General features: G+C 70.8%; 25 protein-coding genes and 1 pseudogene. 14 read left to right on the top strand and 12 right to left on the bottom strand.

Going from position 1 to position 26,336, the window contains the following annotated elements:
- Positions 1 to 10: 10 nt before the first annotated feature.
- The 4 genes from OG787_RS35500 (at position 11) to OG787_RS35485 (ending at position 3,351) form a co-directional block, all read left to right on the top strand.
- The gene (locus tag OG787_RS35500) at positions 11 to 931 is read left to right on the top strand and encodes an N-acetylmuramoyl-L-alanine amidase (protein ID WP_405537943.1); all 921 of its coding nucleotides are present in this window, start codon (positions 11 to 13) and stop codon (positions 929 to 931) included.
- Positions 932 to 1,040: 109 nt separating this feature from the next.
- A complete protein-coding gene (locus OG787_RS35495; protein ID WP_369030712.1) occupies positions 1,041 to 1,886 on the top strand; it encodes a hypothetical protein in 846 nt (281 codons plus the stop codon).
- 104 nt (positions 1,887 to 1,990) lie between these two features.
- Complete coding sequence (locus tag OG787_RS35490) at positions 1,991 to 3,001, top strand: LLM class F420-dependent oxidoreductase (RefSeq protein ID WP_405537942.1); 1,011 nt, start codon at positions 1,991 to 1,993, stop codon at positions 2,999 to 3,001.
- 59 nt (positions 3,002 to 3,060) lie between these two features.
- A complete protein-coding gene (locus OG787_RS35485; protein ID WP_405537941.1) occupies positions 3,061 to 3,351 on the top strand; it encodes a hypothetical protein in 291 nt (96 codons plus the stop codon).
- Between the two features lie 125 nt (positions 3,352 to 3,476).
- On the opposite strand, the gene OG787_RS35480 is transcribed toward OG787_RS35485, so the two are convergent.
- From OG787_RS35480 to OG787_RS35470, 3 genes are read right to left on the bottom strand one after another with little or no spacing between them, the layout of a single operon-like run.
- Entirely contained in the window at positions 3,477 to 4,547 is a 1,071-nt protein-coding gene (locus OG787_RS35480) for a prenyltransferase (protein WP_369030709.1), read from the bottom strand.
- Positions 4,544 to 5,302, bottom strand: a complete 759-nt coding sequence (locus OG787_RS35475; RefSeq protein ID WP_369030708.1) for a class I SAM-dependent methyltransferase — start codon at positions 5,300 to 5,302, stop codon at positions 4,544 to 4,546. The genes OG787_RS35480 and OG787_RS35475 overlap by 4 nt, the downstream gene beginning before the upstream one ends.
- On the bottom strand, positions 5,296 to 6,741 hold the full coding sequence (locus OG787_RS35470; RefSeq protein ID WP_369030707.1) for a glycosyltransferase family 4 protein: 1,446 nt from the start codon (positions 6,739 to 6,741) through the stop codon (positions 5,296 to 5,298). The genes OG787_RS35475 and OG787_RS35470 overlap by 7 nt, the downstream gene beginning before the upstream one ends.
- Before the next feature lie 274 nt (positions 6,742 to 7,015).
- On the opposite strand from OG787_RS35470, the gene OG787_RS35465 reads away from it, so the two are divergent.
- The gene (locus OG787_RS35465) at positions 7,016 to 7,678 is read left to right on the top strand and encodes a TetR family transcriptional regulator (protein ID WP_369030705.1); all 663 of its coding nucleotides are present in this window, start codon (positions 7,016 to 7,018) and stop codon (positions 7,676 to 7,678) included.
- A 205-nt stretch (positions 7,679 to 7,883) separates the two neighbouring features.
- Here the strand turns inward: OG787_RS35465 and OG787_RS35460 are convergent, their stop codons facing one another.
- Both OG787_RS35460 and OG787_RS35455 read right to left on the bottom strand, forming a co-directional pair.
- Positions 7,884 to 8,117, bottom strand: coding sequence for a ferredoxin (locus OG787_RS35460; protein WP_369034494.1), 234 nt, complete (start codon positions 8,115 to 8,117; stop codon positions 7,884 to 7,886).
- Between the two features lie 5 nt (positions 8,118 to 8,122).
- Entirely contained in the window at positions 8,123 to 9,580 is a 1,458-nt protein-coding gene (locus OG787_RS35455) for an aldehyde dehydrogenase (RefSeq protein WP_405537938.1), read from the bottom strand.
- A 203-nt stretch (positions 9,581 to 9,783) separates the two neighbouring features.
- Between OG787_RS35455 and OG787_RS35450 the strand changes: the two genes are divergently transcribed.
- The gene (locus OG787_RS35450) at positions 9,784 to 10,824 is read left to right on the top strand and encodes an MBL fold metallo-hydrolase (protein WP_369034496.1); all 1,041 of its coding nucleotides are present in this window, start codon (positions 9,784 to 9,786) and stop codon (positions 10,822 to 10,824) included.
- A 38-nt stretch (positions 10,825 to 10,862) separates the two neighbouring features.
- Here the strand turns inward: OG787_RS35450 and OG787_RS35445 are convergent.
- Positions 10,863 to 11,390 (bottom strand): annotated as a pseudogene (locus tag OG787_RS35445) (zinc ribbon domain-containing protein); the annotation flags it as partial.
- Positions 11,391 to 11,780: 390 nt separating this feature from the next.
- On the opposite strand from OG787_RS35445, the gene OG787_RS35440 reads away from it, so the two are divergent.
- The 4 genes from OG787_RS35440 to OG787_RS35425 all read left to right on the top strand — a co-directional run bounded on the left by OG787_RS35440 (position 11,781) and on the right by OG787_RS35425 (position 13,869).
- Positions 11,781 to 12,200, top strand: coding sequence for a transglycosylase SLT domain-containing protein (locus OG787_RS35440; RefSeq protein ID WP_369034497.1), 420 nt, complete (start codon positions 11,781 to 11,783; stop codon positions 12,198 to 12,200).
- Between the two features lie 210 nt (positions 12,201 to 12,410).
- Entirely contained in the window at positions 12,411 to 13,118 is a 708-nt protein-coding gene (locus OG787_RS35435; protein ID WP_369034498.1) for a YoaK family protein, read from the top strand.
- A 359-nt stretch (positions 13,119 to 13,477) separates the two neighbouring features.
- The gene (locus OG787_RS35430; protein WP_235479498.1) at positions 13,478 to 13,699 is read left to right on the top strand and encodes a hypothetical protein; all 222 of its coding nucleotides are present in this window, start codon (positions 13,478 to 13,480) and stop codon (positions 13,697 to 13,699) included.
- On the top strand, positions 13,696 to 13,869 hold the full coding sequence (locus tag OG787_RS35425) for a hypothetical protein (RefSeq protein ID WP_369034499.1): 174 nt from the start codon (positions 13,696 to 13,698) through the stop codon (positions 13,867 to 13,869). The genes OG787_RS35430 and OG787_RS35425 overlap by 4 nt, the downstream gene beginning before the upstream one ends.
- A gap of 18 nt (positions 13,870 to 13,887) precedes the next feature.
- Here the strand turns inward: OG787_RS35425 and OG787_RS35420 are convergent, their stop codons facing one another.
- The 6 genes from OG787_RS35420 to OG787_RS35395 form a co-directional block, all read right to left on the bottom strand.
- Positions 13,888 to 16,236 (bottom strand): protein kinase domain-containing protein, encoded by a 2,349-nt coding sequence (locus OG787_RS35420; protein ID WP_405537936.1) that lies wholly within the window; start codon positions 16,234 to 16,236, stop codon positions 13,888 to 13,890.
- 270 nt (positions 16,237 to 16,506) lie between these two features.
- Positions 16,507 to 17,079: a class F sortase gene (locus OG787_RS35415; RefSeq protein WP_369034501.1), complete on the bottom strand. Its 573-nt coding sequence runs from the start codon at positions 17,077 to 17,079 to the stop codon at positions 16,507 to 16,509.
- Between the two features lie 255 nt (positions 17,080 to 17,334).
- Entirely contained in the window at positions 17,335 to 17,724 is a 390-nt protein-coding gene (locus OG787_RS35410; protein ID WP_369034502.1) for a sortase-dependent protein, read from the bottom strand.
- A 102-nt stretch (positions 17,725 to 17,826) separates the two neighbouring features.
- On the bottom strand, positions 17,827 to 19,989 hold the full coding sequence (locus OG787_RS35405) for a sensor histidine kinase (RefSeq protein WP_405537935.1): 2,163 nt from the start codon (positions 19,987 to 19,989) through the stop codon (positions 17,827 to 17,829).
- A complete protein-coding gene (locus OG787_RS35400; protein WP_405537934.1) occupies positions 19,976 to 20,734 on the bottom strand; it encodes a response regulator transcription factor in 759 nt (252 codons plus the stop codon). The genes OG787_RS35405 and OG787_RS35400 overlap by 14 nt, the downstream gene beginning before the upstream one ends.
- Before the next feature lie 47 nt (positions 20,735 to 20,781).
- A complete protein-coding gene (locus OG787_RS35395; RefSeq protein ID WP_369034505.1) occupies positions 20,782 to 22,128 on the bottom strand; it encodes a glycoside hydrolase family 125 protein in 1,347 nt (448 codons plus the stop codon).
- 214 nt (positions 22,129 to 22,342) lie between these two features.
- Between OG787_RS35395 and OG787_RS35390 the strand changes: the two genes are divergently transcribed.
- From OG787_RS35390 to OG787_RS35375, 4 genes are all read left to right on the top strand, one after another.
- Positions 22,343 to 23,344: a LacI family DNA-binding transcriptional regulator gene (locus OG787_RS35390; RefSeq protein WP_405537933.1), complete on the top strand. Its 1,002-nt coding sequence runs from the start codon at positions 22,343 to 22,345 to the stop codon at positions 23,342 to 23,344.
- Positions 23,341 to 24,219, top strand: a complete 879-nt coding sequence (locus tag OG787_RS35385) for an ATP-binding cassette domain-containing protein (RefSeq protein WP_405537932.1) — start codon at positions 23,341 to 23,343, stop codon at positions 24,217 to 24,219. Before OG787_RS35390 ends, OG787_RS35385 begins: the two co-directional genes overlap by 4 nt.
- Positions 24,216 to 25,262 (top strand): ABC transporter permease, encoded by a 1,047-nt coding sequence (locus tag OG787_RS35380; RefSeq protein WP_369034508.1) that lies wholly within the window; start codon positions 24,216 to 24,218, stop codon positions 25,260 to 25,262. Before OG787_RS35385 ends, OG787_RS35380 begins: the two co-directional genes overlap by 4 nt.
- 81 nt (positions 25,263 to 25,343) lie before the next feature.
- Entirely contained in the window at positions 25,344 to 26,324 is a 981-nt protein-coding gene (locus OG787_RS35375) for an ABC transporter substrate-binding protein (RefSeq protein WP_369034509.1), read from the top strand.
- Positions 26,325 to 26,336 lie beyond the last annotated feature (12 nt).

Below are 26,336 nucleotides of genomic sequence, written 5' to 3'. Positions count from 1 at the left end.
AGTCGCAGACGTGTCCTACGCAGGCCCCGGCTTCGAGCCGCCCCAGCCCCCTCGTTCCTCCGTGCGCCGTGCCCTGGCCGTCGCCCTCGCCGTGCTGGTGCTGGGCGGGGGTGGATGGTTCGTCTGGGGGGCCGTCGCCGATGACGGTGGTGGCGGGAAGGGGGATGCCCTGTCCAGCGGCGACTACGAGCCCCTCTCGCCCATCGGGACGCCCGGTATCTCCGTCCCCAGCGGAAGCGAGAGCGAGTCCGCCGCTCCTCTCGCGGGCAAGGTCGTCGTCGTCGATCCCGGGCACAACCCGGGGAACTTCAAGCACACCGCCGAGATCAACCGCAAGGTGGACATCGGTACGAACTCCAAGGAGTGCGACACCACCGGTACCGCCACCAACAGCGGTTACACGGAGGCCGAGTTCACCCTCGATGTCGCGCGGCGGCTGCGGACGGTGCTCGAACAGCAGGGCGCCACGGTCAAGTTCACGCAGGACGGCGACCTGGCCTTCGGGCCCTGTGTGGACGAGCGGGCCCGGATCGGGAACGCCGCGCGCGCCGACGCCGTCGTGTCCATCCATGCGGACGGGAGTTCGGCCGGCAATCGGGGGTTCCATGTGATCCTGCCGGGGGCCGTGCACGAGGGGGACGCCGACACCCGGCCGATCGTCGCCTCCTCCAAGGTTCTCGGGGAGGACGTCAAGGACGGGTTCGTCCGCGAGACCGGCTCCGCGCCCTCCAACTACATCGGTGACGGCACCGGTCTGGACACCCGTACGGACCTCGGCGGTCTCAATCTGTCAACGGTTCCGAAGGTGTTCATCGAGTGCGGCAACATGCGCGACAGCGCGGACGCGGCCCTGCTGACCAGCGGGACCTGGCGGGAAAAAGCCGCCCAAGGGATCTCTGAAGGAATCGTGAGTTTCCTGCGCGGTTCGTGATCAACGCGTGCATCCCGGCGGACAGCCCGCTCGGACGGACGATAATGTCGTGCCCCTACGAACGATCGATTGACGACGACACGACCTACGAAGGACCTGAGGACCTGAAGTGAATATCCGCTCCCTCACTCGAGGCGACGGCGTGGTGATCGGAGCAGCGGTGTTGCTGTTCATCGCGTCGTTCCTCGACATCTACTCCGTCGACGGTGCCACGGGCCTCGACATGCCGAGCGCCTGGGCCAGTGGACCGGTCCTGCTGGGCGTCGTCCTCGCGGGTCTCATCGGCGCCGCGCTCGTCGTGGTGTCGCACGGTCTGCCGCAGGTGCCCAAGGTCGCGGGCATCGACCTCGGCCAGTTCGGTGTCGCCTTCACCGTCTTCGCCGCCTGGAGCGCGCTCGGCAACGTCTTCGACCCGGCGGGCGGCGCCAACAACGTCGGTGAGAGCGCCAGTTCGGGCCCGGACGCCGGTACCGGTCTGATCCTCTCCCTAGTCGCCACGGTCGTCATGGCGGCCGCCGCCGTCGCCACCCCGCTGGTCCCGGCCCTGAAGGGCGCCCTGATCGGCGCCCCCAAGCCGCCCGCCCCGCAGCCCTACGGCGGCCAGCCCTACCCCGGTGGCCAGCCCCAGGGCGGCTACGGCTACCCGGGCGCCGGCGCGCCGCAGCAGCCGTACGGCGGCCAGCCGCAGGCCGGTCAGCCCTTCGGCGCCGGAGCGGGTGCGGGCGCCGGCCAGCAGCAGGCGCAGCCCCCAGCCGCCGACTTCTCCCCGTTCTGGTTCGCCGTGCCGGTGCCGCGTCCGCTGTTCGCGGAGGACGGTTCGTCGGCGCCGATCGCCGAACTGGCCCCCGGTACCTGGTACCTGGCCGTCGAGCAGCGCGGCCAGGGCCTCATCGCGCAGACGCAGGACGGCCGCCGTGGCGTCCTCCAGGACACCTCCGGCATCCAGCGCGGATAACTCCTCGCGAGCTTGCCTCGGCCCCTTGCCCTTCCGGGCGAGGGGCCGTTGTCGTACAGTCGCCGCCGGCGTTCTCGTATCTGACGTACCGTCAGGAGGCAGGCATGCGGCTCGGTCTCGCGCTCGGCTACTGGGGGCGCGGCCCCTCCCCGGACCATGTTCCGCTCGCCCAGGAGGCCGAGCGGCTCGGCTACGACTCCGTGTGGACGGCCGAGTCCTGGGGTTCGGACGCGTTCACCCCGCTCACCTGGATCGCGGCCCAGACCTCAAGGATCAAGCTGGGTACGGCTGTTGCCCAGATGGCGGCCCGCTCGCCGACGACCACCGCGATGCACGCCCTCACCCTCGACCATCTCTCCGGCGGACGCGTCCTCCTCGGGCTGGGGCTGTCCGGTCCGCAGGTCGTCGAGGGCTGGTACGGGCGCCCGTTCCCGAAGTCGCCGCTCACCGCGACCCGGGAGTACGTGGATGTCGTACGCCAAGTCCTCAGGCGCGAGGCACCCGTTGAGGTGGCCGGGCGCTTCCACTCCCTCCCCTACGACGGGCCGGACGGCACCGGCATCGGCAAAGCCCTCAAGTCCATCACCCACCCCCTGCGTGCCCAACTCCCCGTCCTCCTCGGCGCGGAGGGGCCCAAGAACATCGCGCAGACCGCCCGTATCGCCGACGGCTGGCTGCCGCTGTACTGGTCCCCGCTCCGGGCCGAGGCGTACGAGGAGCCGCTCAGCGGCGCGCCGGACGGCTTCCTCGTCGCGCCGATGGCGCAGGCCCGCGTCTGCTCCGACGTCTCCGAAGGGCTGCTGCCCGTCAAGACGATGCTCGGGTTCTACATCGGCGGGATGGGGCACGCGGCCCGTAACTTCCACGCCGATCTGATGGCGCGCATGGGGTACGAGGAGGAGGCCCGGCGGATCCAGGAGCTGTTCCTCGCCGGGCGGCGCGAGGAGGCCGTGCTCGCCGTGCCGGACGCCTTCGCCGACGAGATCTCGCTCGTCGGACCGCGTGAACGCATCGCGGAGCGGCTGGAGTTGTGGCGCAAGGGACCGGTGACCGACCTCCTCGTCCTCTCCCCCGACCCGCACACCCTGCGCGTCCTGGCCGACCTCAACTCGTAGGCCGCCTTCTTCCTCCCGGCGCCCTGGTTTCATCCTGGATTCGAGGGCACCCGAAGGACATGTCCCCTGAAACTCGCCGCAGTGCGAACCGGGCCGGCGCGATCTTCGCCGTCGCCGCTGACATCATGGCCCTCATTCTTGGGCTCTGGATCCTGATGTACCTCCTGGACGCCGACCGCGCCAACGACTTCGTGGAGTTCGTCCACGACGCGGCCACCTGGCTGGCGGGCTGGTCCTACGACCTCTTCACCTTCGACGAGCAGTGGGCGCGGGTTGTCGCCGGCTACGGCCTGGCCGCCGTCGTCTATCTGTTCGTCGGTCACGCCCTCGCCCGCGTCGGCCGTAGCTGACCGAGCCCGTCCGGGCGAGCCGCGCCCCAAAGGGGCGCGGGGCTGTGTCGATGTGCGGCTCCGCCGCGTGGGCGCGACCAGCCACGACGCACCCGCACCCGCAAACTCAACTCCCCGCCGGGCGGTCACCCGCAGCAGTCGGGGTCCAGTCCCCTCGGCAGCAACTGGCCGCCGAACACCGCACAAGTCGCCTCATGACCGCCCAGCGCCGCGACAGCGAGCAGCAGTGAACCCGCCGTCCACGTGGTGAGTTCGCGCGGCCAGATCTGCCGGGCGTCGAACACGTACCCCGTCCAGTACAGCCCGCTGTCCTTGTCCCGCAGATGCTGGATCGACTGGAGGATCTCCAGCGCCCGGTCCGACTCGCCCACCGCCCAGAGCGCCAGGGCGAGTTCGGCCGACTCGCCGCCGGTCACCCACGGGTTGGGCACGACGCACCGCACCCCGAGTCGGGGGACGACGAACCGCTCCCAGCCCTCCTCGATACGGGACTTGGCCTCCGAACCCGTCAACGCGCCGCCCAGGACCGGGTAGTACCAGTCCATCGAGTAGCGGTCCTTGTCGAGGAACCGCTCCGGGTGCCGGCGGATCGCGTGCCGCAGCGCGCCCACCGCCAACTCCCAGTCGGGCTGCGGTTCTTCACGTTCCTCGGCGATGGCGAGCGCGCAGCGCAGCGCGTGGTGGATGGACGAACTCCCGGTCAGCAGCGCGTCCTTGAGGGCCGTGCCGTCGTCCTCGCGCTTCCACCCGATCTCACCGCCGGGCTGCTGGAGCTGGAGCACGAACTCGACGGCGGCGAAGACCGTCGGCCACATCCGGTCCAGGAAGGTGTCGTCGCCGGTGGCGAGGTAGTGGTGCCAGACGCCGACGGCTATGTAGGCGACGAAGTTGGTCTCCCGGCCCCGGTCGGTGACGGCGTCCGCGTCCCCGTCGGCGTACGCCGCGTACCAGGAGCCGTCCTCGGTCTGGTGGGCGGCCAGCCACAGGTAGGCACGCTCGGCGGCCTCGTGCTCGCCGGCCGCGTCCAGGGCCATCGCGGCCTCGGTGTGGTCCCACGGGTCGAGATGGTGCCCCCGGAACCACGGAATGGCCCCGTCCTCCCGCTGCTCCGCGAGGATCCCGCGGACGGTGACGGCGGCCTGCTCGGCGGTGAGGACCCCGGGCAGGACGAGGTGTTCTGTCCGGGGCGTCGTCACTTGGTTTCCGCCTTGGCTTCCGTCTTCGCTTCCACCAGGGGGAGGTGCGGCTTGGTCGCGTACGCCACGAAGCTCTTGCCTATCAGCGGGTTCAGCGCCTGCTCGGCGACCCGGGTCGCGAGGGGTTTCTTCATGATGTCCCAGACCAGCAGCTTGTGGTACGCGCGGACCGGCAGCGCCTTGTCGTTGTCGACGCCGAACGCGCACTTCAGCCACCAGTACGGCGAGTGCAGCGCGTGGGCGTGATGGGTGCCGTACGGCTTCAGCCCGGCTTCCCTGATCTTCGTGAGCAGTTCGTCCGCCTTGTAGATGCGGATGTGGCCGCCCTCGACCTCGTGGTAGGCGTCGGAGAGGGACCAGCAGACCTTCTCGGGCCCGTAGCGCGGCACGGTGATCGCGATCCGGCCGCCGGGCTTCAGCACCCGGACCATCTCCGCGAGTACGCCCTTGTCGTCCGGGATGTGCTCCATGACCTCGGAGATGATCACGACGTCGAAGGACTCGTCGGGGAACGGCAGCGCCAGGGCGTCGCCCTCCATGGCCGTCGCGGTGGCCCCGGCGGGTGCCTCGCCCGCTTCCTGCATCGCCGCGAACCACTTGGCGACCTCGCGGATTTCCTCCGCGTTCTGGTCGAGCGCCACGACCTGGGCGCCGCGCCGGTAGCACTCGAACGCGTGCCGGCCGGCTCCGCAGCCGAGGTCCAGGACGCGGTCGCCCGGGGCGAGCGGGAACCGGGTGAAGTCGACGGTCAGCACGGGGTCCTGCTTTCGCGGTCGGGGGTCACGGTGGGGGGTGCCGCGGAGCGGCGGGGTGGCCTGGGCGCGGAGCGGGCCGAAGGGTTCTGGGCCGCGGAGCGGGCCATTGCCTCGCGGTAGTGGGCTGCCGTGCCCTGTGCCGCTCGGGCCCAGGTGAAGCGGGTCAGTACGCGCTCACGGCCCGCCCGGCCGAGGCGCGCGCGCAGTTCGGGGTCGGCGAGGAGCGTGGCCAGGGCGGTGGCCAGGGCTCCGGGGTCGCCGGGGGGTACGGAGAGGCAGGTCTCCCCGTCCGGCCCTGACACCTCCGGGATCGCTCCGCCCGTCGTGGCGACCAGGGGTGTGCCGGTGGCCATGGCCTCCGCCGCCGGAAGCGAGAAGCCCTCGTACAGGGACGGTACGCAGGCGATCTCCGCCGAGCGGACCAGGTCGACGAGTTCGGCGTCCGAGATGCCCTTGACGAACTCGACGGCGCCTTCGAGGCCGTACCGCTCAATGACCTGGGCGACGGGTCCGTCCTCGGCACGCTTGCCGACGACCACGAGGTGGGCCGCGGGGTGTTCCGTACGTACCTTCGCGAGCGCCTCGACGAGGAACACCAGCCCCTTGAGGGGGACGTCCGCGCTGGACGTGGTCACGATGCGGCCCGGTACCTGGCGTACCGCCGGGTCGGGTGAGAAGAGGTCGGTGTCGGCGCCGATGTGCACGACGTGGATGCGCTCGTCCCGTACGCCGAGATGGTCGACGATCTCCTGACGGGACGTACCCGAGACGGTGAGCACCGAGGGCAGGCGGCGCGCGACGCGCTTCTGCATGCGCGTGAAGCCGTACCAGCGGCGTACGGACATCCGGCGACGCAGACCCTCGGCGGCGTCCAGCTCCAACTGGCGGTCCACGGTGATGGGGTGGTGGATCGTGGTGACGAGCGGGGCGCCGATGTCGCCCAACAGGCCGTACCCGAGCGTCTGGTTGTCGTGCACGACGTCGAACTCGCCGCGCCGGGCGCGGAGTCGGCGGCGGGCACGGAGGGAGAAGGTGAGCGGCTCCGGGAAGCCGCCGGTCCACATCGTGGCGACTTCGAGGGCGTCGATCCAGTCGCGGTACTCGTCACGCCCGGGATTGCGGAAGGGGTCCGGGTGCCGGTAGAGGTCGAGGCTGGGCAGCTCGGTGAGGACGGGATCCGGGCCGGGATCGGGGTTGGGGCCGGGGCCCGTACCGGCTGTGGATCCGTCGAGTACGTCCAGTACGGGGTACGGCTGGGAGCCGATGACCTCGACGCGGTGGCCGAGCCGGGCCAGTTCGCGCGACAGATGGCGTACGTAGACGCCCTGGCCGCCGCAGAACGGGTTCCCCTTATACGTCAGAAGCGCGATGTTGAGCGGTCGCTCGCCGTCCGCGGCAGGATCCCCCAGAGGGCCCGCCTCGCTGGCCTCAGCGGTCACTCCCGGCCCCCTTCTGCCCGCGTTTTCCCGCGAGACTACGTCGGGACGCTAATCTAGAACAAGTTTCAGACTTGATCGTTCAGGAGGCTCCGAATCTACCGGCAGGCACCTCGGCTGTGAGCGGTGGATCAGGTGATTCGCGCCACGGCGGACGCACGACGCGGACGTGCCATGCTGACTGATCACTGACTTGTCGCTGACTGACCGCTGACTGCTTGCTGAGAGATGACTGCCCGATCGCCGCGCGATCACCGACTGTCACGGAACGGGACCCATGCCTGCCGACGCGAAGGTGGAAGCACGTACGGCGCGACCGAGTTCGCCGCCGCCCTCCGCTCCGCTCACCGAGCGGCAGGAGGCCCGCAGGCGCCGGATCCTGCACGCGAGCGCGCAGTTGGCCGCGCGGGGTGGGTTCGACGCGGTGCAGATGCGGGAGGTCGCGGAGTCCTCACAGGTCGCGCTCGGCACGCTGTACCGGTACTTCCCGTCGAAGGTGCATCTGCTGGTCGCGACGATGCAGGATCAGTTGGAGCATATGCACGGGACGCTGCGGAAGAAGCCGCCGACGGGGGAGACGGCGGCGGAGCGGGTGGCGGAGACGTTGATGCGGGCGTTCCGCGCGCTCCAGCGGGAGCCGCATCTCGCGGACGCGATGGTGCGGGCGCTGACGTTCGCGGACCGCAGTGTCTCCCCGGAGGTCGACCAGGTCTCGCGTCAGACGACGGCGATCATCCTGGACTCGATGGGGCTGGGCGAACCGGGGTCCGGCCACCCGACCCCCGAGCAGCTCTCGGCGGTCCGGGTCATCGAGCACACCTGGCACTCGGCACTGATCACATGGCTGTCGGGCCGGGCGTCGATCGCCCAGGTGAAGATCGACATCGAAACGGTATGCAGACTCATCGACCTGACGGACCCGTCGGAAAAGGGCCCCTGAGGCTTCTTCCGCCCCCGCCGCCCCTACCCGTTCCCATCCCTGGGGGCTGCGCCCCCAGACCCCCCTTTGTCCTCAAACGCCGGACGGGCTGAGTCAGTCAGCCCGTCCGGCGTTTGAGGACAAGGGGGTTCGGGGGCAGAGCCCCCGAGGATGGGACGGGTAGGGGCGGCGGGGGCGAGACAAAATGCGCCGGCCGACGCCCCCCTCACTCCTCCGGTGGAAACACCGCCTCCCCGCCCCCCACCAGCGTGATCATGATCGCCTCCACCGGGCAGTTCTCCGCCGCCGCCAAGACGCTCTCGTTCGCGTCCGTGTCCGGTTCCACCGGATGGGACTGCATCCCGGTGTCGAGGCGGAACCCGGCCGGGGCCCGGTGGACGCACTGGGCCGAGCCGATGCAGAGCGAGCGGTCGACCTCCACATGCCAGCGGTCGCCCATGGCCGCTATCCCTCCCAGCCGGCCGGGAGATGGATCATCTTGTGCTCCAGGTACTCGCCGAACCCTTCCGGGCCGAACTCCCGCCCCAGCCCCGAGTTCTTGTAGCCGCCGAACGGGCCGAGCATGTCCAGGCTGAAGGTGTTGACGGAGTACGTTCCCGTACGGACCTGCCGCGCCACCTCGATGCCGTGGGCGACGTCGGCGGTCCACACGCTGCCGCTCAGCCCGTAGTCGGAGTCGTTCGCGATCTTCACCGCCTCGGTCTCGTCCCCGTACGGGAGCAGACAGATGACCGGGCCGAAGATCTCCTCGCGGGCGATGCGCATCGAGTTGTCGACGTCGCCGAACAGGGTCGGTTCGACGTACCAGCCCCGGTCGAGGCCCGCGGGGCGGCCACCGCCGGTGAGGATCTTCGCGCCCTCCTCCTGGCCGATACGGATGTAGTCGAGGTTGCGCTGCTGCTGGCGCTTCGCGACGAGCGGGCCGACCTGGGTCGCCGGGTCGAGCGGGTCGCCGACCACCAGCGCGCTCGCGGCCTGGGTGAAGGCGTCCGCGAACTCGTCGTAGCGGGAGCGCGGGAGGAGGATGCGGGTCTGGGCCACGCACGCCTGGCCGTTGTTCATCCAGGCGGCGGAGACGATGCCGGGGACGGCGGTGTCGAGGTCCGCGTCGGGGAGCACGATCGCCGCCGATTTGCCACCCAACTCCAGGGTCACCCGGGTGAGTTGGCGGGCCGCTACCTCCATCACCCGCTTGCCCGCCGCGACCGAGCCGGTGAAGGCGACCTTGTCGATACCGGGGTGCCCGACGAGGTACTCGCTCACCTCTCGGTCGGCCGGAAGGATCGACAGCACACCCTCGGGGAGACCGGCCTCCTTCGTTATCTCCGCGAGGATGTACGCGTCCAGGGGCGACTCGGGCGACGGCTTGAGCACCACCGTGCAGCCGGTGAGCAGCGCGGGCGCGAGTTTGGCCGCCGCGACGAACTGCGGGACGTTCCAAGGGACTACGGCCGCGACGACCCCGACCGGCTCGCGCCGGACGAGGATCTTCCCCAGCACCCCGTCGCGCGACTCCTCGTACGTGAAGTCGCGGGCGACCGTGATCGCCGAGTCCCACACCATCATCGCGCCGAGGGCCTGGGCGAGGACGCTCCAGGAGTACGGGGAGCCGTTCTCGGAGGAGATGACGCGGGCGATCTCCTCGTGCCGTACCAGGATCGCGTCCTTGATGCGGGTGACGACGGCGAGCCGCTCGTCGAGGGTCATGCGCGGCCAGGGTCCCTCGTCGAAGGCGGTGCGCGCGGCGGCGACCGCCCGGTCGACGTCGGCCGTGGAGGCGTGCGGCACACGGCCGATGACCTCCTCGGTGTGCGGGGAGATGACCTCGATGACGTCCTTGCCGAGGGGATCGGTCAACTCCCCGCCGATGAACAGCTGTCCGTGTTCCACGAGTTCGGTCATGGCCGACTGCCTCCCCGGGGACCGTCTCTGACGGTTCGTCAGATAGATACGGAGACAGTTACCAGTTCCCTCCCGAGGAGTCCACAGCGCTCACACCACTACACACCACCACGAGGTAAGTGACTTGGGCTCCCATTGAAACTGGTTCTAGTTATAGTGGCCGGGCAGCCGGCCGCAGGGGGAATCGGGGAATCGGGGAGCCCATGACACAGGTGTCGACGACGCAGGTGACCGATCACGGTGGGGGCGTACGGTCCATCCGGGTCCCGATCCCGAACAATCCCCTCGGATACACGCTGGTGTACGTCGTGGACACCGACAGCGGACCGGTGCTCGTCGACACGGGCTGGGACGACCCGCTGTCCTGGGACACCCTCGCCGAGGGCCTGGCCGCCTGCGGCACCTCGGCCGCCGAGATCCACGGCATGGTGATCACCCACCACCACCCGGACCACCACGGTCTGTCGGGCCGGGTCCGTGAGGTGTCCGGGGCGTGGATCGCGATGCACGAGGCCGACATCTCCCTGGTCCGGCGGACGCGGGAGAACCGGGCCGAGCGCTGGTACTCGTACATGACGGCGAAGCTGGCGGCGGCCGGAGCCCCCGCCGAGCACGTGGCGACCCTGACCAGGACCCCCGTCGGCATCCTGCCCGGCTTCTCCCCCGCCCTCCCCGACCGTGAGATCGTCCCCGGCGAACTCCTCGACCTCCCCGGCCGCCGGCTCCGCGCGATCTGGACGCCCGGCCACACCCCGGGCCATGTCTGCCTCCACCTGGAGGAGGCCCACCCGGCCGGGCTCCCCGGCAACGGGCGCCTGTTCTCGGGCGACCACCTCCTCCCCCGGATCACCCCGCACATCGGCCTGTACGAGGACCCCGACGACACGACGGTCGCCGACCCCCTCGGCGACTACCTCGACTCCCTGGAACGCGTCGGCCGCCTCGCCCCTGCGGAGGTGCTCCCGGCCCACCGCCACGCCTTCCCCGACGCGACGACCCGCGTACGGGAACTCCTCGACCACCACGACGAACGCCTCGCCGGCCTCCGCGCCCTCCTCACCACTCCCCTCACCCCCTGGCAACTCGCGGAACGCATGGAGTGGAACCGCCCCTGGGCCGAAATCCCCCCGGGATCGAGGAACATCGCGGTCTCGGAGGCCGAGGCCCACGTCCGCCGGCTGGTCAAACTCGGCCAGGCTGAGGCGGTGACGGGGAGCGAGCCGGTCACGTACGTGGCGGTTTGAATCCTCCCCTCCCAGAAGGGAAGGGGATTCCTGGCGCAGGCTGCCTCCTGGAGCAGCACTCCAGGAGGTCTTCTGCCATCGGCGCCAGCCGGGTTGAGACCAGCCCGGACGAGCATGACGTGTGCGGAGTTCTTGTCCCGTGGGGACATGTTTCCGCATGCGGTGCAGGTGTAGGTGCGCTCACCCAGCGGCAGGCGATGCTTGGCTCTCGCATCGCAGTGCGCGCAGTCCATCGTGGTGTGCGCGGGGTGGACGAGGCGGATGTCCCGCCCGTGTTTGCGGCCCATTTCGATCAGGGCGGCCTTGGTGGCGCCGATGGCGGCGTCAGCGGCCTTGCAGGCCATCGTGGTCTTCGCCAGGAACTTCGGGCGGAAGCCCTCGACGGCGATGGCGTCGTGGTCACGGACGGCTTTCCTGGCCCACTTGCGGCCGGTGTCCTCACGCTGCCTCGCGACCTTCTTGTACGCCTTCGCTCGCCATTTCTTCGCCTCGCAGTATCCCTTCGATCCGGGCCGGCCCTTCTTCGGTTTGCGGCGGGCCATCATCCGGTCGTACCGGGTCAGCTCCCCATCCCCATGCGGTGAACCCATCTCCGCCCAAAGGCCGAGACCCAGGTCACTTTCGACGCGCCCGGCGCGTGAAGCGGCCCACAGGACGCAGGTCACTTACGAAGCGGAGTAGTAGATCGATGTTCGTGTCATGGCCACACAGAAACCGGCTCTGACCTGGCCATTGAGAGCCACGTCACAAATGCCGCCTTAAACCCACATACGACCACAACTAGCAAAAGGGGTGATTGCGGACGCTCGTCGAGCCTGTTTCTCTGGAGCAGTCGCACGGCGCCGACGAACCCTCACGGGTCGCGGCGCCGCCGCATGTCACCGCCACCCACGCAGTACGCACCACCGGCACCGACTTGCCCGCGACGGCCCTGACCCCGAAGAAAAAGGTTCTCCGTGTTCGTCTCCCGCATCGCCCGCACCATCGCCTCGCCGAAGAAGGCCCTCACCACCGCCGCCGTGGCCGCCGCCACCGCCGGTATGGTCCTGGCCGCGGCCCCCGCCGAGGCGGCGACCTCCGCCTCCGCCTCCGATGCCAAGGCGATCGCGCACAAGATGATCCCGAACGCCGCCCAGTACAACGCGTTCAGCAAGATCGTCGAGCACGAGAGCGGTTGGGACGTCGACGCGACCAACTCCTCCTCCGGTGCGTACGGCCTGGTCCAGGCCCTGCCCGCCTCGAAGATGGCCTCCGCCGGCTCCGACTGGAAGACCAACGCGGCCACGCAGATCAAGTGGGGCCTGAACTACATGAACGACCGGTACGGCAGCCCCGTCGGGGCCTGGAACTTCTGGCAGGCCAACGGCTGGTACTGAGCCGGCCCGGCCTGACCTGACTGGGGCGACGGCCCCCGACTCTCCTGAGTCGGGGGCCGTCGTTTCTTCGTCGCATCCGGGCATCCGCTGCCTGCGGGCCCGTCGTGGCTGGTCGCGCCCGCGCGGCGGTAGCCGCAATTCGATACAGCCCCGCGCCCCTCAAGAGCTCACCGCAGCCCCGTCGAGAGCCCCTCGTGGTGGACTGGCCCGATGAGTGCCGAGGCCGCCGGGCCGTCCCAGCCGTCACCGTCGTCGTACGACCCCGAATCGCGCGGGCTGCGTCTCGTCGTCGTGCTGCTGGTGCTGACGGTGGTCAGTGGGCTGATCGATGCCGTGAGTTATCTCGGGCTCGGGCATGTCTTCACGGCGAACATGACCGGCAACGTCGTCGTGCTGGGCTTCGCCGCCGCCGGGGCGCCCGGCTTCTCCGTACCGCACACGCTGGTGTCGCTGGCGTCGTTCGTGGTGGGCGCGGTGGCCGGCGGGCGGGTCGCGGGGCGGCTGGGCGGCGGGTCGCGCCGGAGGTGGGCCCGGGTGACCCTCGCCGTCGAGGCGGTGTTCCTGGGCGCGTCCTCGGCGGTCGCCTTCGCCGCGCCGGACGCGACCGCCACCGTCTACACCCTGATCGCGGTCACCGCCTTCGCGATGGGCCTGCGCAACGCGACGGTACGCAGACTGGGCGTCCCCGATCTGACGACCACCGTCCTGACGATGACCCTCACCGGCCTCGCCGCCGACTCCCGCGCGGCCGGTGGCACGGGCAGACACTCACCGCGCCGCTCGGCGTCGGTGGCCGCGATGGCCCTGGGCGCGCTGCTCGGCGCGTGGCTGTTCCTCCATCACGGCCTGGGGATTCCGCTGCTGGTCGCGGCCGTGGTGGTGGGGGTGCTGGCGGTGTGCGCGTCGGGGCGGGAATGAGCGGACCTGCCCGCCTGTCGCCGCTCTTGGCCAAGTGCCTCTGATCGCCGGGAACCTGGCCGTGCGACGGCCGGCCGGGGTCGTTTGAGGGTCGGCCAGGGCCGAGTGCCGGGCCCCGGGTGGCTACCGAACGATAACTCTTCATGATTGCTCTGCGCGGGCCCGTCCCGCCCGACCAGCCTGTGCGGGAACTCACCCTGGCCCGCCGCAGCCACCCTGACCTGCGTATTCTTCGCCGACGGGCGGGATCTCGCACCGTTCGCAGCCTCGTTCGAGGATCGGACGGAGGTGCGGGCGGCGAGAGCAGGTAGTGCGCACACGGCCCACGCCGGTCCGGAGCGGAGCATACTGGCGTCACAATGACTAAAACAGCGGCGACAAAGGCCCATCTGCCCACCAGCCCCTTCAAAGCCCCTGTGGCACCACCTGCCAAGCGGTTCGCGGTAGGAGACCGGGTCACTCACGATGTGTTCGGCCTCGGCCGAGTGACCACTGTCGAGGACGGCATCGCGGTGCTCGTCGACTTCGGCGGAATGCAGCAGCGGATCACCAGCCCCTACGCCAAGCTGACCGTTCTGTGAACTCAGCCGTAGGAACGACCTCACTCTTCTCCGCACCGGAACAGCTTCCGGTCCACGAGAGGACCGACACCCCCACCCCGGTGATCAACCCCTTCCAGGCCCCGGCCTTCGCGGAGGGCACCCCCGAGCCCTCCGCCGCCTGGGCGGAGGACCCGGGCGCCGGAGAGTAGCGCCGCTGACGATGCCTTTCAGCTGTGAGGCATCGGCAGCGCGTACACCCTGTCGAAGTGCTGGGCGATCAGCGGGTGGTCACTGCCGACGCCCGGATCGCAGGAGAGCTGCCAGTCGTTGATGCCGGTGTCCCGGCCGTCGGTGAAGTTCCAGAGCAGCTCGCCCCGTCGGGCGTCGATCGCGTAGAACCCGTTCTTGTTGGCCGCGGCCGTGACGAAGACCGCGCTGCCGCCCGCGACGAGGGGGTTCTCCAGGTCGAGCCGGGGCGTCTCCCGGAACCAGCGCCGGGCACCGGTCACGGCGTCGAACGCCTCGACGCCGTGCGGGTTCCTCGTCGTGCAGTACACCGTGTCCTCCGCGGCGGCGACGGACGCGAAGCCGCCGTTCTCCGCCCGCACCCGCCAGCGCAGCGCACCGGACTCCAGGTCCACGGCGATCAGCTCGTTGTCGGCGGCGAAGACGGTCCTGCCGAGCACCACCGGGACGGACCGGGTCTCCGACTCGGACGCCATGGGCTGGCTCCACAGCACACTGCCGCGCCCGTCGGTGCCCCGGGCCGTGAGACGGTGCAGGCCGTCGATGTAGACGAAGTGACCGGCGTCGATGAGCGGCTTCAGGTCGAGGCCGATGTCCTGCGCGCTGATCGGGATGACACTCGCGAGACGCGCCCCCAGGTTCGTACCGAGGACGACGTTCGTCGACGTGGCCGACCCCTGCGCCCCGTCCGGAGTATCCTCGCGGTCGAACCGCAGGCCGACGATGGTGACGGTGTCGCCGACCCCGCCGAGCAGGGCGTCGAAGCGGAAGTCCGTCCCGAAGTCCAGCGCGTACCGCTCGGCGCCCGTGACCGGGTCGACGCCGATCACGGTCGCGCCGGTGCCGAGGGCGACGACGACGTCCGAGACGAGCAGGGGCGAGGTGGGCGACTGGCTGATGCCCCGGTAGATCCAGCGGGGACTGGTGCCGTCGGCGAGGCCGAGGCTGAACAACGTGCCCGACTGTGTCTTCAGCAGGGCCGTGTCGTTGTAGAAGACCGCCGGTGCCTGGACGAGCGGGTCGCTCCGGTACGTCCACAGCGGTTCCGGCGCGCTGCCGGACGGTGCCGCCACACCGCCGCCCGACCGGCCGTTCGAGCCGTGGAGCAGTGCGGCGAAGCCGGTGCCCACGGCGAGCGCGCCGGCCGTGAGGATTCTGCGGCGGGAGGGGTCGGGCCGCAGGGAGCGCCGGGCGCGATGGGTGCCCCGCTCGGGCGACTGGGCGGGCGACGGCGCGGGGGTCTGCTCGCGTGTCGGGCCGGGCTTCGGCCGTGCCGGGGACTCGGGATGTCCCGCGTGCTCGGAGTGCTCCGGGTGTTCCGGGTGTTCGGGGTGATCGGGGAAGACCACGGGGTGAGGGCCGCTCGGGCGGCGCTCCGTGATCAGTCGCTGGACCGCCGCCAGGCGCGGGTCCACTCGGACGCTCCCGGGGCCGGATCCGGGGCCGCCGGGGGTGGCTGTGGCACCGACGCGGGCTGCCTCCCGCTCACGGACGCCCGTCCTGCCGTCTCCCCCCAGGTCCAGGTCCATCAGGGCGGCGGCCTGCCGTCCGATCGAGTCGAGAACGGCCTCCGGCAGCCAGTCGTCCCAGTCCAGCGCGTCGGCGCCGCCGGGCGCGCACGCCGCCGACACCCGGTCCGGGCTGGGCCGGGCCCCCGGGGACTTCTCCAGACAGAGCCCGATGATCGTGTCCAGCGGCTCCTGGACCCTCGTCAGATCGGGCGTGCCGTGCACCACCTGGTAGAGCAGGGTGGCCGCCGACGAGCCGTCGAAGGGCGACTTCCCGGTCGCCGCGTAGGCCAGCACCGAGCCGAGACAGAACACGTCCCCCGCCGGGCCCATCGGGTCGCCGGTGGCGTGCTCGGGGCACATGTACCGCGGGGAGCCCAACAGCACGCCGGACAGGGTGAGTTCGTAACCGTCGGTGGCCCGGACGATACCGAAGTCGATGACGCGCGGACCCTCGGCGGAGAGCAGCACGTTGGACGGTTTGAGGTCGCGGTGCACAAGTCCCGCGGAGTGTACGGCGATCAGCGCCTCGGCGAGCCCGGCCCCGAGGGCCAGGACGGATCGCTGCGGCAGCGGCCCGTACGCCTCGACCGCCTCGGCGAGCGTCGGGCCGAGGATGTGCGTGGTGGCCAGCCAGGGGACGGGCCCGTCCGGGTCGGCGTCCACGACGGACGCCGTATAGGTGCCGCTCACCGCGCGCGCCGCGTCGACCTCGCGGCGGAAGCGGTTGCGGAAGGCCTTGCCGGAGGCAAGTTCCGGGCGGATGACCTTGACGGCCACGGTCTGTTGCCGGTCGTCCTTGGCGAGGAAGACCTCCCCCATCCCCCCGGCGCCGAGTCGCGCGACAGTACGGTACGGCCCCAGTTGCTCCGGATCCGTGGGACGAAGTGGCTCCATTGTCCTCAGCTCGCCTGTTGCCCTGTTGCCCTGTGCTCCGTATATGGACTTGGGGGGAGAGTAGGTGCTGAAGGGACAGTTGGAGTACGCATCGGAACAAGTCATGGCCATTACTTGAGAGTTCAGGCAGGGACCGTTTGGACGTTACTCGTGACGTCAGGACGAATCCGGCATGTGATGTTCCGCATACGGCCCTCAGCTGAGCGTCGCGTAGACGATGAGGTTGTTCACCGGATGGCCCTGTGCGTCGAAGTCGCCGTCGCAGGTGATGAGCCGCAGGGCACGGTCCTGGGTCGGGCCGTAGACCTTCTCCGTGGGGAAGGCGTTCTTGCCGACGCTCTCCGTGTCCGTGACGGTGAAGTGGGCCGCGTCGCCGCTCGCGTCGGTGACGGTGATGTCCGCACCCTTGGTGATCTTCTTGAGGTCGTGGAAGACGGCCTTGCCGAAGCGGGTGTCGTTGTGGCCGATGACGACGGCCGCGCCGACCTCACCGGGCACGGCACCGCCCGTGTACCAGCCGGCGGTCATCCCCTTCTCGGCCGGCGGGACCTCGACCGTCCCGTCCGTGTTCAGTCCCAGCTCCATCAGCGAACTGGCGATCCCGAGGGAGGGAACGGCGACCTCGGCCGGAGCGGCACGCTCCTCGGGCGCCGTGGAGGTCACGGACTCCTGGGACTCCTCGGCCCGTTCGGGCGCCGAGGCGGTGGGCGCGACCCGCAGTCCCGGGTCGGGCGCGGACGAACAGCCGGAGAGCAGGGTGACAAACATGAGCAGAACGAGGGCCGGACGGAGTGCAGAGGGCAACGCGGGCTCCAGAGCGAGGGTGCTGAGTGCGGTAACACGCGTGGCGCCGCCCGATGAAGGACGGCGCCACCGTTTCGTACAAGAGGAAGTGCTGCCGAATCAGCGTTCGGCAGCGCCCCAAAGGGGCGCGGGGCTGTGTTGATATGCGGCTCCGCCGCGGGGCGCGACCAGCCACGACGGCGCCGCAGACGAGCAACGACGCACCGCGCAGCGGCGTGCTCAGCGACGCGCGCTGGTGCGGCGCCGAACCACATAGGTGCCGGCGCCAGCGAGAAGCAGCGCCCCCGTGGCCGACCCGATCAGCGTGCCGGTGTTGTCACCGGCCGGCTCCTCACCCGCGGCGACACCGCCCCGCGGATAGTCCTTGCCGAGCTTCTTGGCCTCCTGGGCCTTCCGGGCCTCGGCCTCCTTGAGCGCCCTCGCGTCCTCGGCCTTCTTCTTCGCCAGTGCCTCCTTGTCGGCCGGGGTCAGATCGGTCGCGCCCGGCGTCGGGGTCGGGTCGGTGGCGAAGGCCGCGGAGGCCGGGACGAGCAGTGCGCCGGCCGCGACGCCGGTCAGCACGGCGATACGAAGGGTGCTCAGCGGGCGCAGGGTGAGACGGCGGGACATTTGAGACTCCAGTTCCAGCCCGGCCTTGGTCGTACCTGGGTGCTCGATCCGCACCAGGTTCCGGGCATGGCCCCACCCTGACGGCCAGTTGTGAGGAACCTGTCAGATCGCCGTGGTCATCCCATCAGGGTCGGCCGGGGTCCCCTTCGTACCCGCTGCCGGCAGCCGCAGGGTGAAGGTGGCCCCCTTCCCCTCCTCGCTCACCACGTCGACCGTGCCGCCGTGCGCCTCGGCGAGCTTGAGGACGATCGCCAGGCCGAGTCCGCTGCCGCCGGTGCTGCGGTTGCGGGACTTCTCCGCCCGCCAGAACCGGTCGAAGACGTACGGGAGATCGGCCGCCGGGATGCCGCTGCCGGTGTCGGACACCTCCACGGCGACCTCGTCCCCGGGACCGGTGACGTACGGGCGCAGGGTCACCGTGCCGCCGGACGGTGTGTGGCGTACCGCGTTGGAGAGCAGGTTGCTGACGGCCTGGCGCAGCCGTACGGGGTCGGCGTCGAGGAGCGGGAGGCCGGGCGCGCCCTCGGGCGCCGTCGCGACGGCGAGAGTGACACCCGCCTTCTCGGCCAACCCCTGGTGTGCGGAGGCGACCTGGCCGAGCAGCTCGTCGACCCGTACCGGCTTGCGGTGCAGTCGCAGGGCGCCCGCGTCGGCCGCGCCCAGGTCCTGGAGGTCGTTGATGAGGTGCTGGAGCTGCACCGCCTCCTCCAGGAGCGAGGAGACGAACGCCGGGTCGGGGTCGGCCAGTCCGTCATGAGCGGCCTCCAGCCAGCCCCGGATGTTGCTCAGCGGCGTACGCAGCTCATGGGCGACATCGCTGACCATCACCTTCCGCTGCTCCTCCAGGCGGGCCCGGTGCGCGGCCATGTCGTTGAAGGCCGCCGTCAGCCGCCCGATCTCGTTGTCGGAGCCGACGGGCACGGGCACCGGCGTCGAGTCGAGACCGTCCCGCATCCGCTGCGCGGCGCCGGTGAGCGCGTGCAACGGGCGTACGAGCCTGCCTCCCGCGAGCACCGAGGCGCCGACGGTGAGGGCGAGGACCAGGGCGGTGACCCCGGCGATCCGGGCGGTGTTGGCCGGGGAGAGGTCGAGGCCGGGCACGCCGGCGGCGCCGGGGCCGTCGATGAACAGCAGTGCGGGCTCGGCGACATAGGCGGTGAGCTGCTCGCGGCGGGCGCTGACGACACAGGCGGCGATGGCCCGGTCGTAGCCGCTCCCCCGGACCTCGGCGGGGATGTCGTAGACCTCGCCGCCGGCCGCAGCCTTCCGCTTGGCGGCTTCAGCGGCCTCCGCCGCCTCGGCGGCTGCGGAGGCCTTGGCGGCCCTGGCGTCCCCCGCGATCTTGGCCGCCAGCATCTCGGCCTCCGCCGCTTCCTCCGCCGTCAGCTTGTCGGTGCCGTCCTCGGCGACGCGGCTCACGCCGTCCTGCCCGTATCCCCAGCTCCGGTCCCAGGACAGGTCCAGGTTCAGGGTCACGCCCGTACGGTCCTGGCGTTCCAGGCAGGAGTCGGCGAGCTGGTTGAGGGCGCGCAGGGCCTTCCGCTCGGTCGGGGTGGGGGACACCGGGTAGGAGTCCAGACACTTCGCTTCCATGGAGCGGGCGATCTCGTCCTCGGCCGCGTTGTCGGTCTCGTTGCTGACGAACTGGACGCGGGGCCGTCCGCCGGGGCTCTCGACGATGTCCGCGGCGATCCCCATCTGGCTGAGGCACGCCACCCTTCCCTGGGAGGCCTTCCGCAGAGCGGAACGTTCCTTCGCGGGCAGCCGGAACGGCCCCACGGCCCGTGGGTCGACACGGTCCGCGCCGGTCTCGGCGGCGTCGGGCACCAGCACGGTGTCGACGGAGAGCGGGTCGACGACCGCCGAGGGCTGCGAGGCGAGCGAGGCCGACGACGAACCGCCGTCCTTGGAGCCCGAGTTCGCGGAGTCGGCGAACGGGCGCCGGTCCTCGGTGGTGAGCACGATCCGGCGCCCGGACTGCCGGGCCAGTTCGCGCACGGTCGCGTCGACGCCCTCCCAGCCGGGGTGGGTGGCCGCGTAGCCGAGCAGGGTGTCGTAGATCTTCGCGTCGGACTTGAGGTTCTGCCCCTGCTCCTGCCGGATCGCGACGGAGGTCGTCTGCACGGCGAGCCAGGCGGTGGCGGCGACCGAGCACGAGGCGACCAGCGCGGTCACGGTCAACAGCCGCCCGGCCAGACTCTTCCGGAGCGGCAACCGGCCCTTCGTCTCACCCCCCGCGCCCTCCTTCTGCTCAGGACGACGCATGGCGCACGCTCTTCGCGGGGTCCGTCAGCTTGTAGCCGACGCCGAAGACGGTGATGATCCGGGACGGCCTGCGCGGGGCGCGCTCGATCTTCTTGCGCAGGTTCATGATGTGCACGTCGACGGTCCGGCCGCTGATGTACTTGTCGAAGCCGTGCAGTTCCTCCAGGAGCCGCGCCCTGGTGAAGACCCGCCCTGGCTCGGCCGCCATCGCCGCGAGGATACGGAACTCACCGGGCGTGCACTCAACTGCCGTACCGCCGACCGACACTTCGTGCCGGGCCGGATCGACCTTGAGCGCGCCGACCGCCAACACCTTCTCGTCCGGGGCCGTTTCGGGCTCGGGCGCGGGTACGGGTTCGGTGGCCGGGTCGGTGCCGCGCCGGTTGCGGCGCAGCAACGTCCGTACGCGGGCCGTCAGTTCGCGCGGGCTGAACGGCTTGGTCATGTAGTCGTCGGCGCCGAGGTCGAGGCCGAGCAGCAGATCGTCCTCGGTGCTGCGGGCCGTCAGCATCAGCACCGGGACCTCGCGGCGTTCGGCGCGCAGGATCCGTACGACGTCGAGGCCGTCGGCTCTGGGCATCATCACGTCGAGGACGACCAGGTCGGGTTCCTGGTGCCGGACCGTGTCGAGAGCGGTCCGGCCGTCCTCGACGACCGTGACGGTGTGACCCTCGTGCTCCAGATAGCGGCGCACCAGTTCGGCCTGTTTCGCGTCGTCTTCGGCGACCACAATGTTTGCGCACACGCCCGCGATCGTAAGCGAGCGCGGGCGCGGGCAGGGCGTAAGTGGCCTTACCGTGCGGGCCGTTCGGTCACGGGCAGCCGGGGATGCAGACGCGCGGTGGACCGTCCGGTGAGGTCGAGCAGCAGCTCGGCGAAGAGGGCGTCGCCCCAGCCGAACCAGGGGCGTGTGAAGGTCGCGGGGTCGTCGACGTGGAAGCTCTCGTGCATGGAGCCGGTGCCCGCGTCGGTGCGCAGCAGCAGTTCGGCGAGGCGGACCCGTTCGGCCTCGTCGTCGCTGGTCAGCGCCTGCATGGTGAGGGAGAGCGGCCAGACGTGGCCGGGCGGGGTGTGCGGGCTGCCGATGCCTGAAGCCGAACTGCCCGTGTAGTGGAAGGGGTTGGCGTCGCTGAGGACGAACTCGCGGGTGCGCAGGTAGAGCTGGTCGCCCGGGTCGCACCAGCCGAGGTAGGGCAGCGAGAGCAGGCTCGGGATGTTGGCGTCGTCCATCAGCAACTGCCCGCCGAGACCGTCGACTTCGTACGCGTACACCGCAGGGTCTGCCCCTGCGGTCACCCCGTGCGTACGTACCCCGGTGGCGATCTCACCCGAGAGGGCCGTGGCGTCGGCGGCGAGGTCGAGGTCTCCGATCGCCGTCGCGAGTTCGGCGAGGCCGCTCAGCGCGACGGCCGCCATGGCGTTGGACGGGACCAGATAGCCGTACTGGCAGCGGTCGTCGCTGGGGCGGAAACCGGACCAGGTCATCCCGGTGGGCGCGGTCGGCGCGCCCCGGCCGTCGCGGGCCAGGATGTCGTACTCCCAGTCGCCCTCGCGCCGGAACTCGTACGGCGAACTGTTCTCGTGGTCCTGCTCGACCCGCCACAGGGCGATGATCCGGCGGGCGGCTCGGACGAAGCGGTCGTCGGCGGTGAGGTGGCCGAGGCTGCCGGTGGCCCGCCAGATGCCGTACGCCAGGTGGAGCGGGGCGCACAGCGAGTCGATCTCGTACTTCTGCTCCCACACCAGCGGGTCGGGGACCGGATCGTCGACGTACCCCGCGCCGGAGCCGTCGGGTTCGGCGTTGAAGGCGTTGGCGTACGGGTCGGCGAGGACGTACCGCAGTTGGCGGCGCAGTACGCCGGTGAGCGCGGCGGCGACGGCCGGGTCGTCGGCGGCGAGGAGGTAGGGGCGGACCTGGGCGGTGCTGTCGCGCAGCCACATCGCGGGGATGTCGCCGGTGAGGACGAAGACCTCGCCGTCGGGCTGCGGGCGCATGGCCCGGCCCCAGGTGCCGGTGAGCAGCCCGGTGAAGCGGTCGGCGGCACGCGGGGCGAGGGCGCGCAGCTCGCGGTGGACGTCGGCGCGCAGGGCACGGAGGCCTTCCGGCAGCCCGTCCTCCGGGTCGTTCGCATCCCGCATGGTCACCCTCCACGTACTCCGTCACGCACTGAGACAACGTTGTTTCGGAACAACGTTGTCGGAGCGTACGTACCGACCCCCGCACCGCGCAAGGCGTGCAAAATCCCTGTTCCGATCCATTGACAACGTTGTTTCACGGGAGTTTGCTGTGCGGCACGCAACGACGCGTAGCGACCTTTGTCGCGAAGCGAGCCTTTTCGGAGTGATGCCGGACATGCGAACGCCCACCATGCGGGAGGTCGCCGCCCTCGCCGGGGTGTCGATCAAGACCGTCTCCCGGTTCGTCAACGGTGACGAGACGGTCTCCCCCGCGATCGCGGAGCGGGTGCGCGCTGCCATAGACGAGACCGGTTACCGCCGTAACGACCTCGCCCGGAGTCTGCGCCCCGGTCAGCGCAGCACCACGCTCGCGCTGCTGGTCGGCGATCTGACCAACCCGTTCTACGGTTCGATCGCCAACGGTGTCATGGGCGTGGCCCGTGCCCACGGCCACAACGTCGTGCTGGCCAGCTCCGACGAGGACCCCGAGGCCGAGCGCCGGGGCATCGACGACCTGCTCGGGCAGCGCGTCGCCGGGCTGCTGATCGTGCCCGGCGCCATGGACTACGGCTATCTCGGCCGCGAGGTCGCCCAGGGCACCCCGGTCGTCTTCGTGGACCGGCCCGCGCTGGGCCTGGACGCGGACACCGTGCTGCTGGACAACCACGGGGGCGCCCGCAAGGCCACCGAGCATCTGATCGCCGCCGGTCACCGGCGGATCGGTGTCGTCGTGGCCGCCAGCCACTACACCACCGGGCGCCGGCTCGACGGCTACCTGGACGCGATGCGCGCCGCCTTCGGCGAGGCCGACGAGGCCCTGGTCGCCCGCCTGGAGCACGGCACCCGGGAGGAGGCCGAGCAGGCCGCCGCCCAACTCCTCGCACTGCCCCCGGAGCGGCGCCCCACGGCCCTGTTCACCACCACCAACTTCCTGACCCACGGCGCCCTGCGCGCCATGGGCCCGGGGCAGGACACGGCACTGGTCGGCTTCGACGACTTCCCGTTCGCCGACCTGCTGCCCACCCCGGTGACCGTCGTGTCCGGGGACGCCGGCGAGATGGGCCGCGAGGCCACCCGACTGCTGCTGGCCCGGATCGCGGGCCAGAGCGGACCACCCCGCCGGGTCCAGCTCGGCACCGTACTGATCCCCCGTGGAAGCGGAGAGCAGAAGCCATGAGCACGCCCACTCCCGCCGGTCCGGTTCCGGCCGGCCCGTCCCCGCACGGGGCCACCGCCCTCGCCACCCCGGTCCTCGAACTGTCCGGCATCGTCAAGAGCTACGGCCAGGTCCAGGCGCTGCGCGGGGCCGCGCTCACCGTCTACCCGGGCGAGGTGGTCGCGCTGGTCGGTGACAACGGCGCCGGCAAGAGCACCACCATCAAGGTCATCTCCGGGGTGATCCAGCCCGACGCGGGCGAGATACGGGTCGACGGCAGGCCCGTCACCATCCCGGACCCGATCGCCGCCCGCCGCCTGGGCATCGAGACCGTCTACCAGGATCTGGCGCTCGCGCCCGATCTGGACCCCGCCGAGAACCTCTTCCTCGGCCGCGAGATCATGCGCCCCGGCCTGCTCGGGAAGCTCGGCTTCCTGGACCGGAAGGCCATGCGGGCCAAGGCCGACGAGGCGTTCGGCTCGCTCGGCGTCGGCATCCAGGACACGGCCGCGCAGGTCGTCACGATGTCCGGCGGCCAGCGGCAGGGCATCGCGGTCGGCCGGGCGGTCAACTGGGCGGACCGGGTGCTGCTGATGGACGAGCCGACGGCCGCACTGGGCGTCGTACAGACGGAACGGGTCGGACAGCTGATCCAGCGGGTCCGGGCCTCGGGCGTCGCGGTGGTCCTGATCAGTCACAACCTGCCGTTCGTCTTCGAGTACGCGGACCGTATCGAGGTGCTGCGGCTCGGACAGCGGGTGGCCCGGCTGTCCGGTGCGACGGCCACCAGCGAGAACGTGCTCGGCGCCATGACGGGCGCCCTCACCTTCGAGGACGCGTCCGATCCCGCCCTCGATCCCGCCCTCGATCCGGCAGACAGCGAGGACCAGTCATGACGACCCCCACCACCGAGGTGAAGTCCGCCGGACCGGACGAGGACTCCGCCCCTCCCCTGCGTTCGGTGGCCCTCGCCGCCGCCTGGCGCAACATGAAGGGCACCCGGAGTCTGGCGCTGGTCGTCCTGCTGGTGCTGCTCGCGGTGTTCGGCGCGGCCTACCCCGACAACTTCCTCACCGCGTACAACCTGCGCAGCGTCGCCATCGAGGCCGCCTCCTACTGCGTCCTGGCCATCGGGATGACGTTCGTGATGACCACCGGGGGCATCGACCTGTCGGTCGGCTCGGTGCTGATCTTCTCCGGGGTCGTGGGCGTGAAGGTGATGTCGGCGCTGGGCGGGGGCGGTCCCGTGACCCTCCTCGCCGGTCTGCTGACAACGATGGCAACGGGCCTGGCCTGGGGAGTTCTCAACGGCCTCCTGGTCACGAAGGCCAAACTCCCGCCGCTGATCGCCACGTTGGCGACCCTCTCGGCGGCGGGCGGCGGCGCCCTCGTGCTGACCAACGGCCTCGATCTGCGCGGCGTCCCCGACTCCCTGGTCAGCGGCCTCGGCTTCGGCCGCTTCCTGGGCATCCCGTACACGGTGTGGCTGGCCATCGGGCTCACCATCGCCGGCGCGATCGTCCTGGGCCTCACCCGCTTCGGCACCTACACCCGCACGATCGGCTCCAACGTCGAGGCCGCCCGTCGCGCGGGAGTCGCCGTCGACCGCCATCTCATCAAGGTGTACGCGCTCTGTGGACTCCTCGCCGGGATCGCCGCGTACGTCAACCTGGCCCGCTTCTCCACCACCACCGTCGGCGGCCACACCGGCGACAACCTCCAGGCGATCGTCGCCACCGTGCTCGGCGGCACCAGCCTCTTCGGCGGGGTGGGCAGCGTCCTGGGCACCGCCTTCGGGTCCCTCATCCCGGCCGTGCTGAGCAACGGCCTGGTCATCATCGGCCTCCAGCCGTTCTGGCAACAGGTGGCGGTCGGCGCGGTGTTGGCGGGGGTCGTGTACGTCGACCACGTCAACCGGCGCCGCCGCACGCTCCGTTAAGCCCCCCATTGCTGGTCCCCCTTGCTGGTCCCCGCTCAACGCCCCCCGCTCAACGCCCCGTCGCACCAATGGAGTTGCACCATGAAGACCGCCCACCTCCCCCTCAGAGGCGCCGCCCTCGCGAGCGTCCTCCTCCTCGGCGTCACCGCCTGCGGGTCCGGCGACTCCTCCTCGACCGACAATCCGAAGGTGACCGTCATCCTCGGCACCGCGTCCGACTCCTTCTACAACACGCTGGGTTGCGGGGCGAAGGCCGAGGGCAAGAAGCTCGGCGCGACGGTGGACGTCCAGGGCGCGACGACCTTCGACCCGGCGACGCAGACCCCGATCCTCACCAGCACGGTCGCGAAGAAGCCGAACGCGATCGTCATCGCGCCGACCGACTCGAAGGCGCTGGGTACGCCGCTGAAGCAGGCCAACGAGGCCGGCATCAAGATCGTGACGGCCGACACGGGCCTCGACGACACGAGCTTCATCTCGTCCGCCGTGTCCTCCAACAACGAGGAGGGCGGCGCGGAGGCGGCCCGCACCCTGGCCAAGCTGGTCGGCGAGAAGGGCAAGGTCGTCATCATCGGCGGCACGCCAGGTGTCACCACGGCCGACCAGCGGATCAAGGGCTTCGAGACCGAGATCAAGAAGTACCCGGACATCACGTTCGTAGGCGTCCAGCCCTCGACACCCAGCGGCGGAGTCGTCGAGGCGGCCCGCCTCACCGCGGCCTCCCTCTCCAAGGACCCCGACCTGGCGGGCATCTTCTCCATCAGCACCCCGGCGAGCGACGGCGCCAACAACGCCATCAAGGACGCCGGAAAGGTCGGCAAGGTCAAGGTCGTCGGCTTCGACGCGGGCCCCGCACAGGTCGAGCAGCTGAAGAAGGGCACGGTCCAGGCGCTGATCGCCCAGAAGGCGGAGGAGATCGGCGCGCAGGCCGTGCGGGAGGCCGTGAACGCGGTCCAGGGCAAGAAGGTGACGAAGACGATCGGCACGTCGTTCGTGTCGATCACGGCGGACAACCTGGGCGACGCGAACGTGAGCAAGTACGTGTACAGGTCGACCTGCTGACGCTCGGTCAGA

The sequence above is a fragment of the Streptomyces sp. NBC_00075 genome (assembly GCF_045041225.1).
GTDB lineage: Bacteria > Actinomycetota > Actinomycetes > Streptomycetales > Streptomycetaceae > Streptomyces > Streptomyces adonidis.
Note: the sequence above shows the minus strand (reverse complement) of the source record. Positions and strands in the feature narration are given on the sequence as shown.

Bases quoted from the DNA above. Each gene is read 5' to 3' on its own strand.
- OG787_RS35410 (WP_369034502.1), bottom strand. From the start codon at position 17,724: ATGTCCCGCCGTCTCACCCTGCGCCCGCTGAGCACCCTTCGTATCGCC.
- OG787_RS35435 (WP_369034498.1), top strand. From the start codon at position 12,411: ATGAGTGCCGAGGCCGCCGGGCCGTCCCAGCCGTCACCGTCGTCGTAC.
- OG787_RS35390 (WP_405537933.1), top strand. From the start codon at position 22,343: ATGCGAACGCCCACCATGCGGGAGGTCGCCGCCCTCGCCGGGGTGTCG.
- OG787_RS35455 (WP_405537938.1), bottom strand. From the start codon at position 9,580: ATGACCGAACTCGTGGAACACGGACAGCTGTTCATCGGCGGGGAGTTG.
- OG787_RS35460 (WP_369034494.1), bottom strand. From the start codon at position 8,117: ATGGGCGACCGCTGGCATGTGGAGGTCGACCGCTCGCTCTGCATCGGC.
- OG787_RS35405 (WP_405537935.1), bottom strand. From the start codon at position 19,989: ATGCGTCGTCCTGAGCAGAAGGAGGGCGCGGGGGGTGAGACGAAGGGC.
- OG787_RS35380 (WP_369034508.1), top strand. From the start codon at position 24,216: ATGACGACCCCCACCACCGAGGTGAAGTCCGCCGGACCGGACGAGGAC.
- OG787_RS35375 (WP_369034509.1), top strand. From the start codon at position 25,344: ATGAAGACCGCCCACCTCCCCCTCAGAGGCGCCGCCCTCGCGAGCGTC.
- OG787_RS35450 (WP_369034496.1), top strand. From the start codon at position 9,784: ATGACACAGGTGTCGACGACGCAGGTGACCGATCACGGTGGGGGCGTA.
- OG787_RS35485 (WP_405537941.1), top strand. From the start codon at position 3,061: ATGTCCCCTGAAACTCGCCGCAGTGCGAACCGGGCCGGCGCGATCTTC.
- OG787_RS35415 (WP_369034501.1), bottom strand. From the start codon at position 17,079: ATGTTTGTCACCCTGCTCTCCGGCTGTTCGTCCGCGCCCGACCCGGGA.
- OG787_RS35395 (WP_369034505.1), bottom strand. From the start codon at position 22,128: ATGCGGGATGCGAACGACCCGGAGGACGGGCTGCCGGAAGGCCTCCGT.
- OG787_RS35490 (WP_405537942.1), top strand. From the start codon at position 1,991: ATGCGGCTCGGTCTCGCGCTCGGCTACTGGGGGCGCGGCCCCTCCCCG.
- OG787_RS35385 (WP_405537932.1), top strand. From the start codon at position 23,341: ATGAGCACGCCCACTCCCGCCGGTCCGGTTCCGGCCGGCCCGTCCCCG.
- OG787_RS35465 (WP_369030705.1), top strand. From the start codon at position 7,016: ATGCCTGCCGACGCGAAGGTGGAAGCACGTACGGCGCGACCGAGTTCG.
- OG787_RS35420 (WP_405537936.1), bottom strand. From the start codon at position 16,236: ATGGGGGAGGTCTTCCTCGCCAAGGACGACCGGCAACAGACCGTGGCC.
- OG787_RS35430 (WP_235479498.1), top strand. From the start codon at position 13,478: ATGACTAAAACAGCGGCGACAAAGGCCCATCTGCCCACCAGCCCCTTC.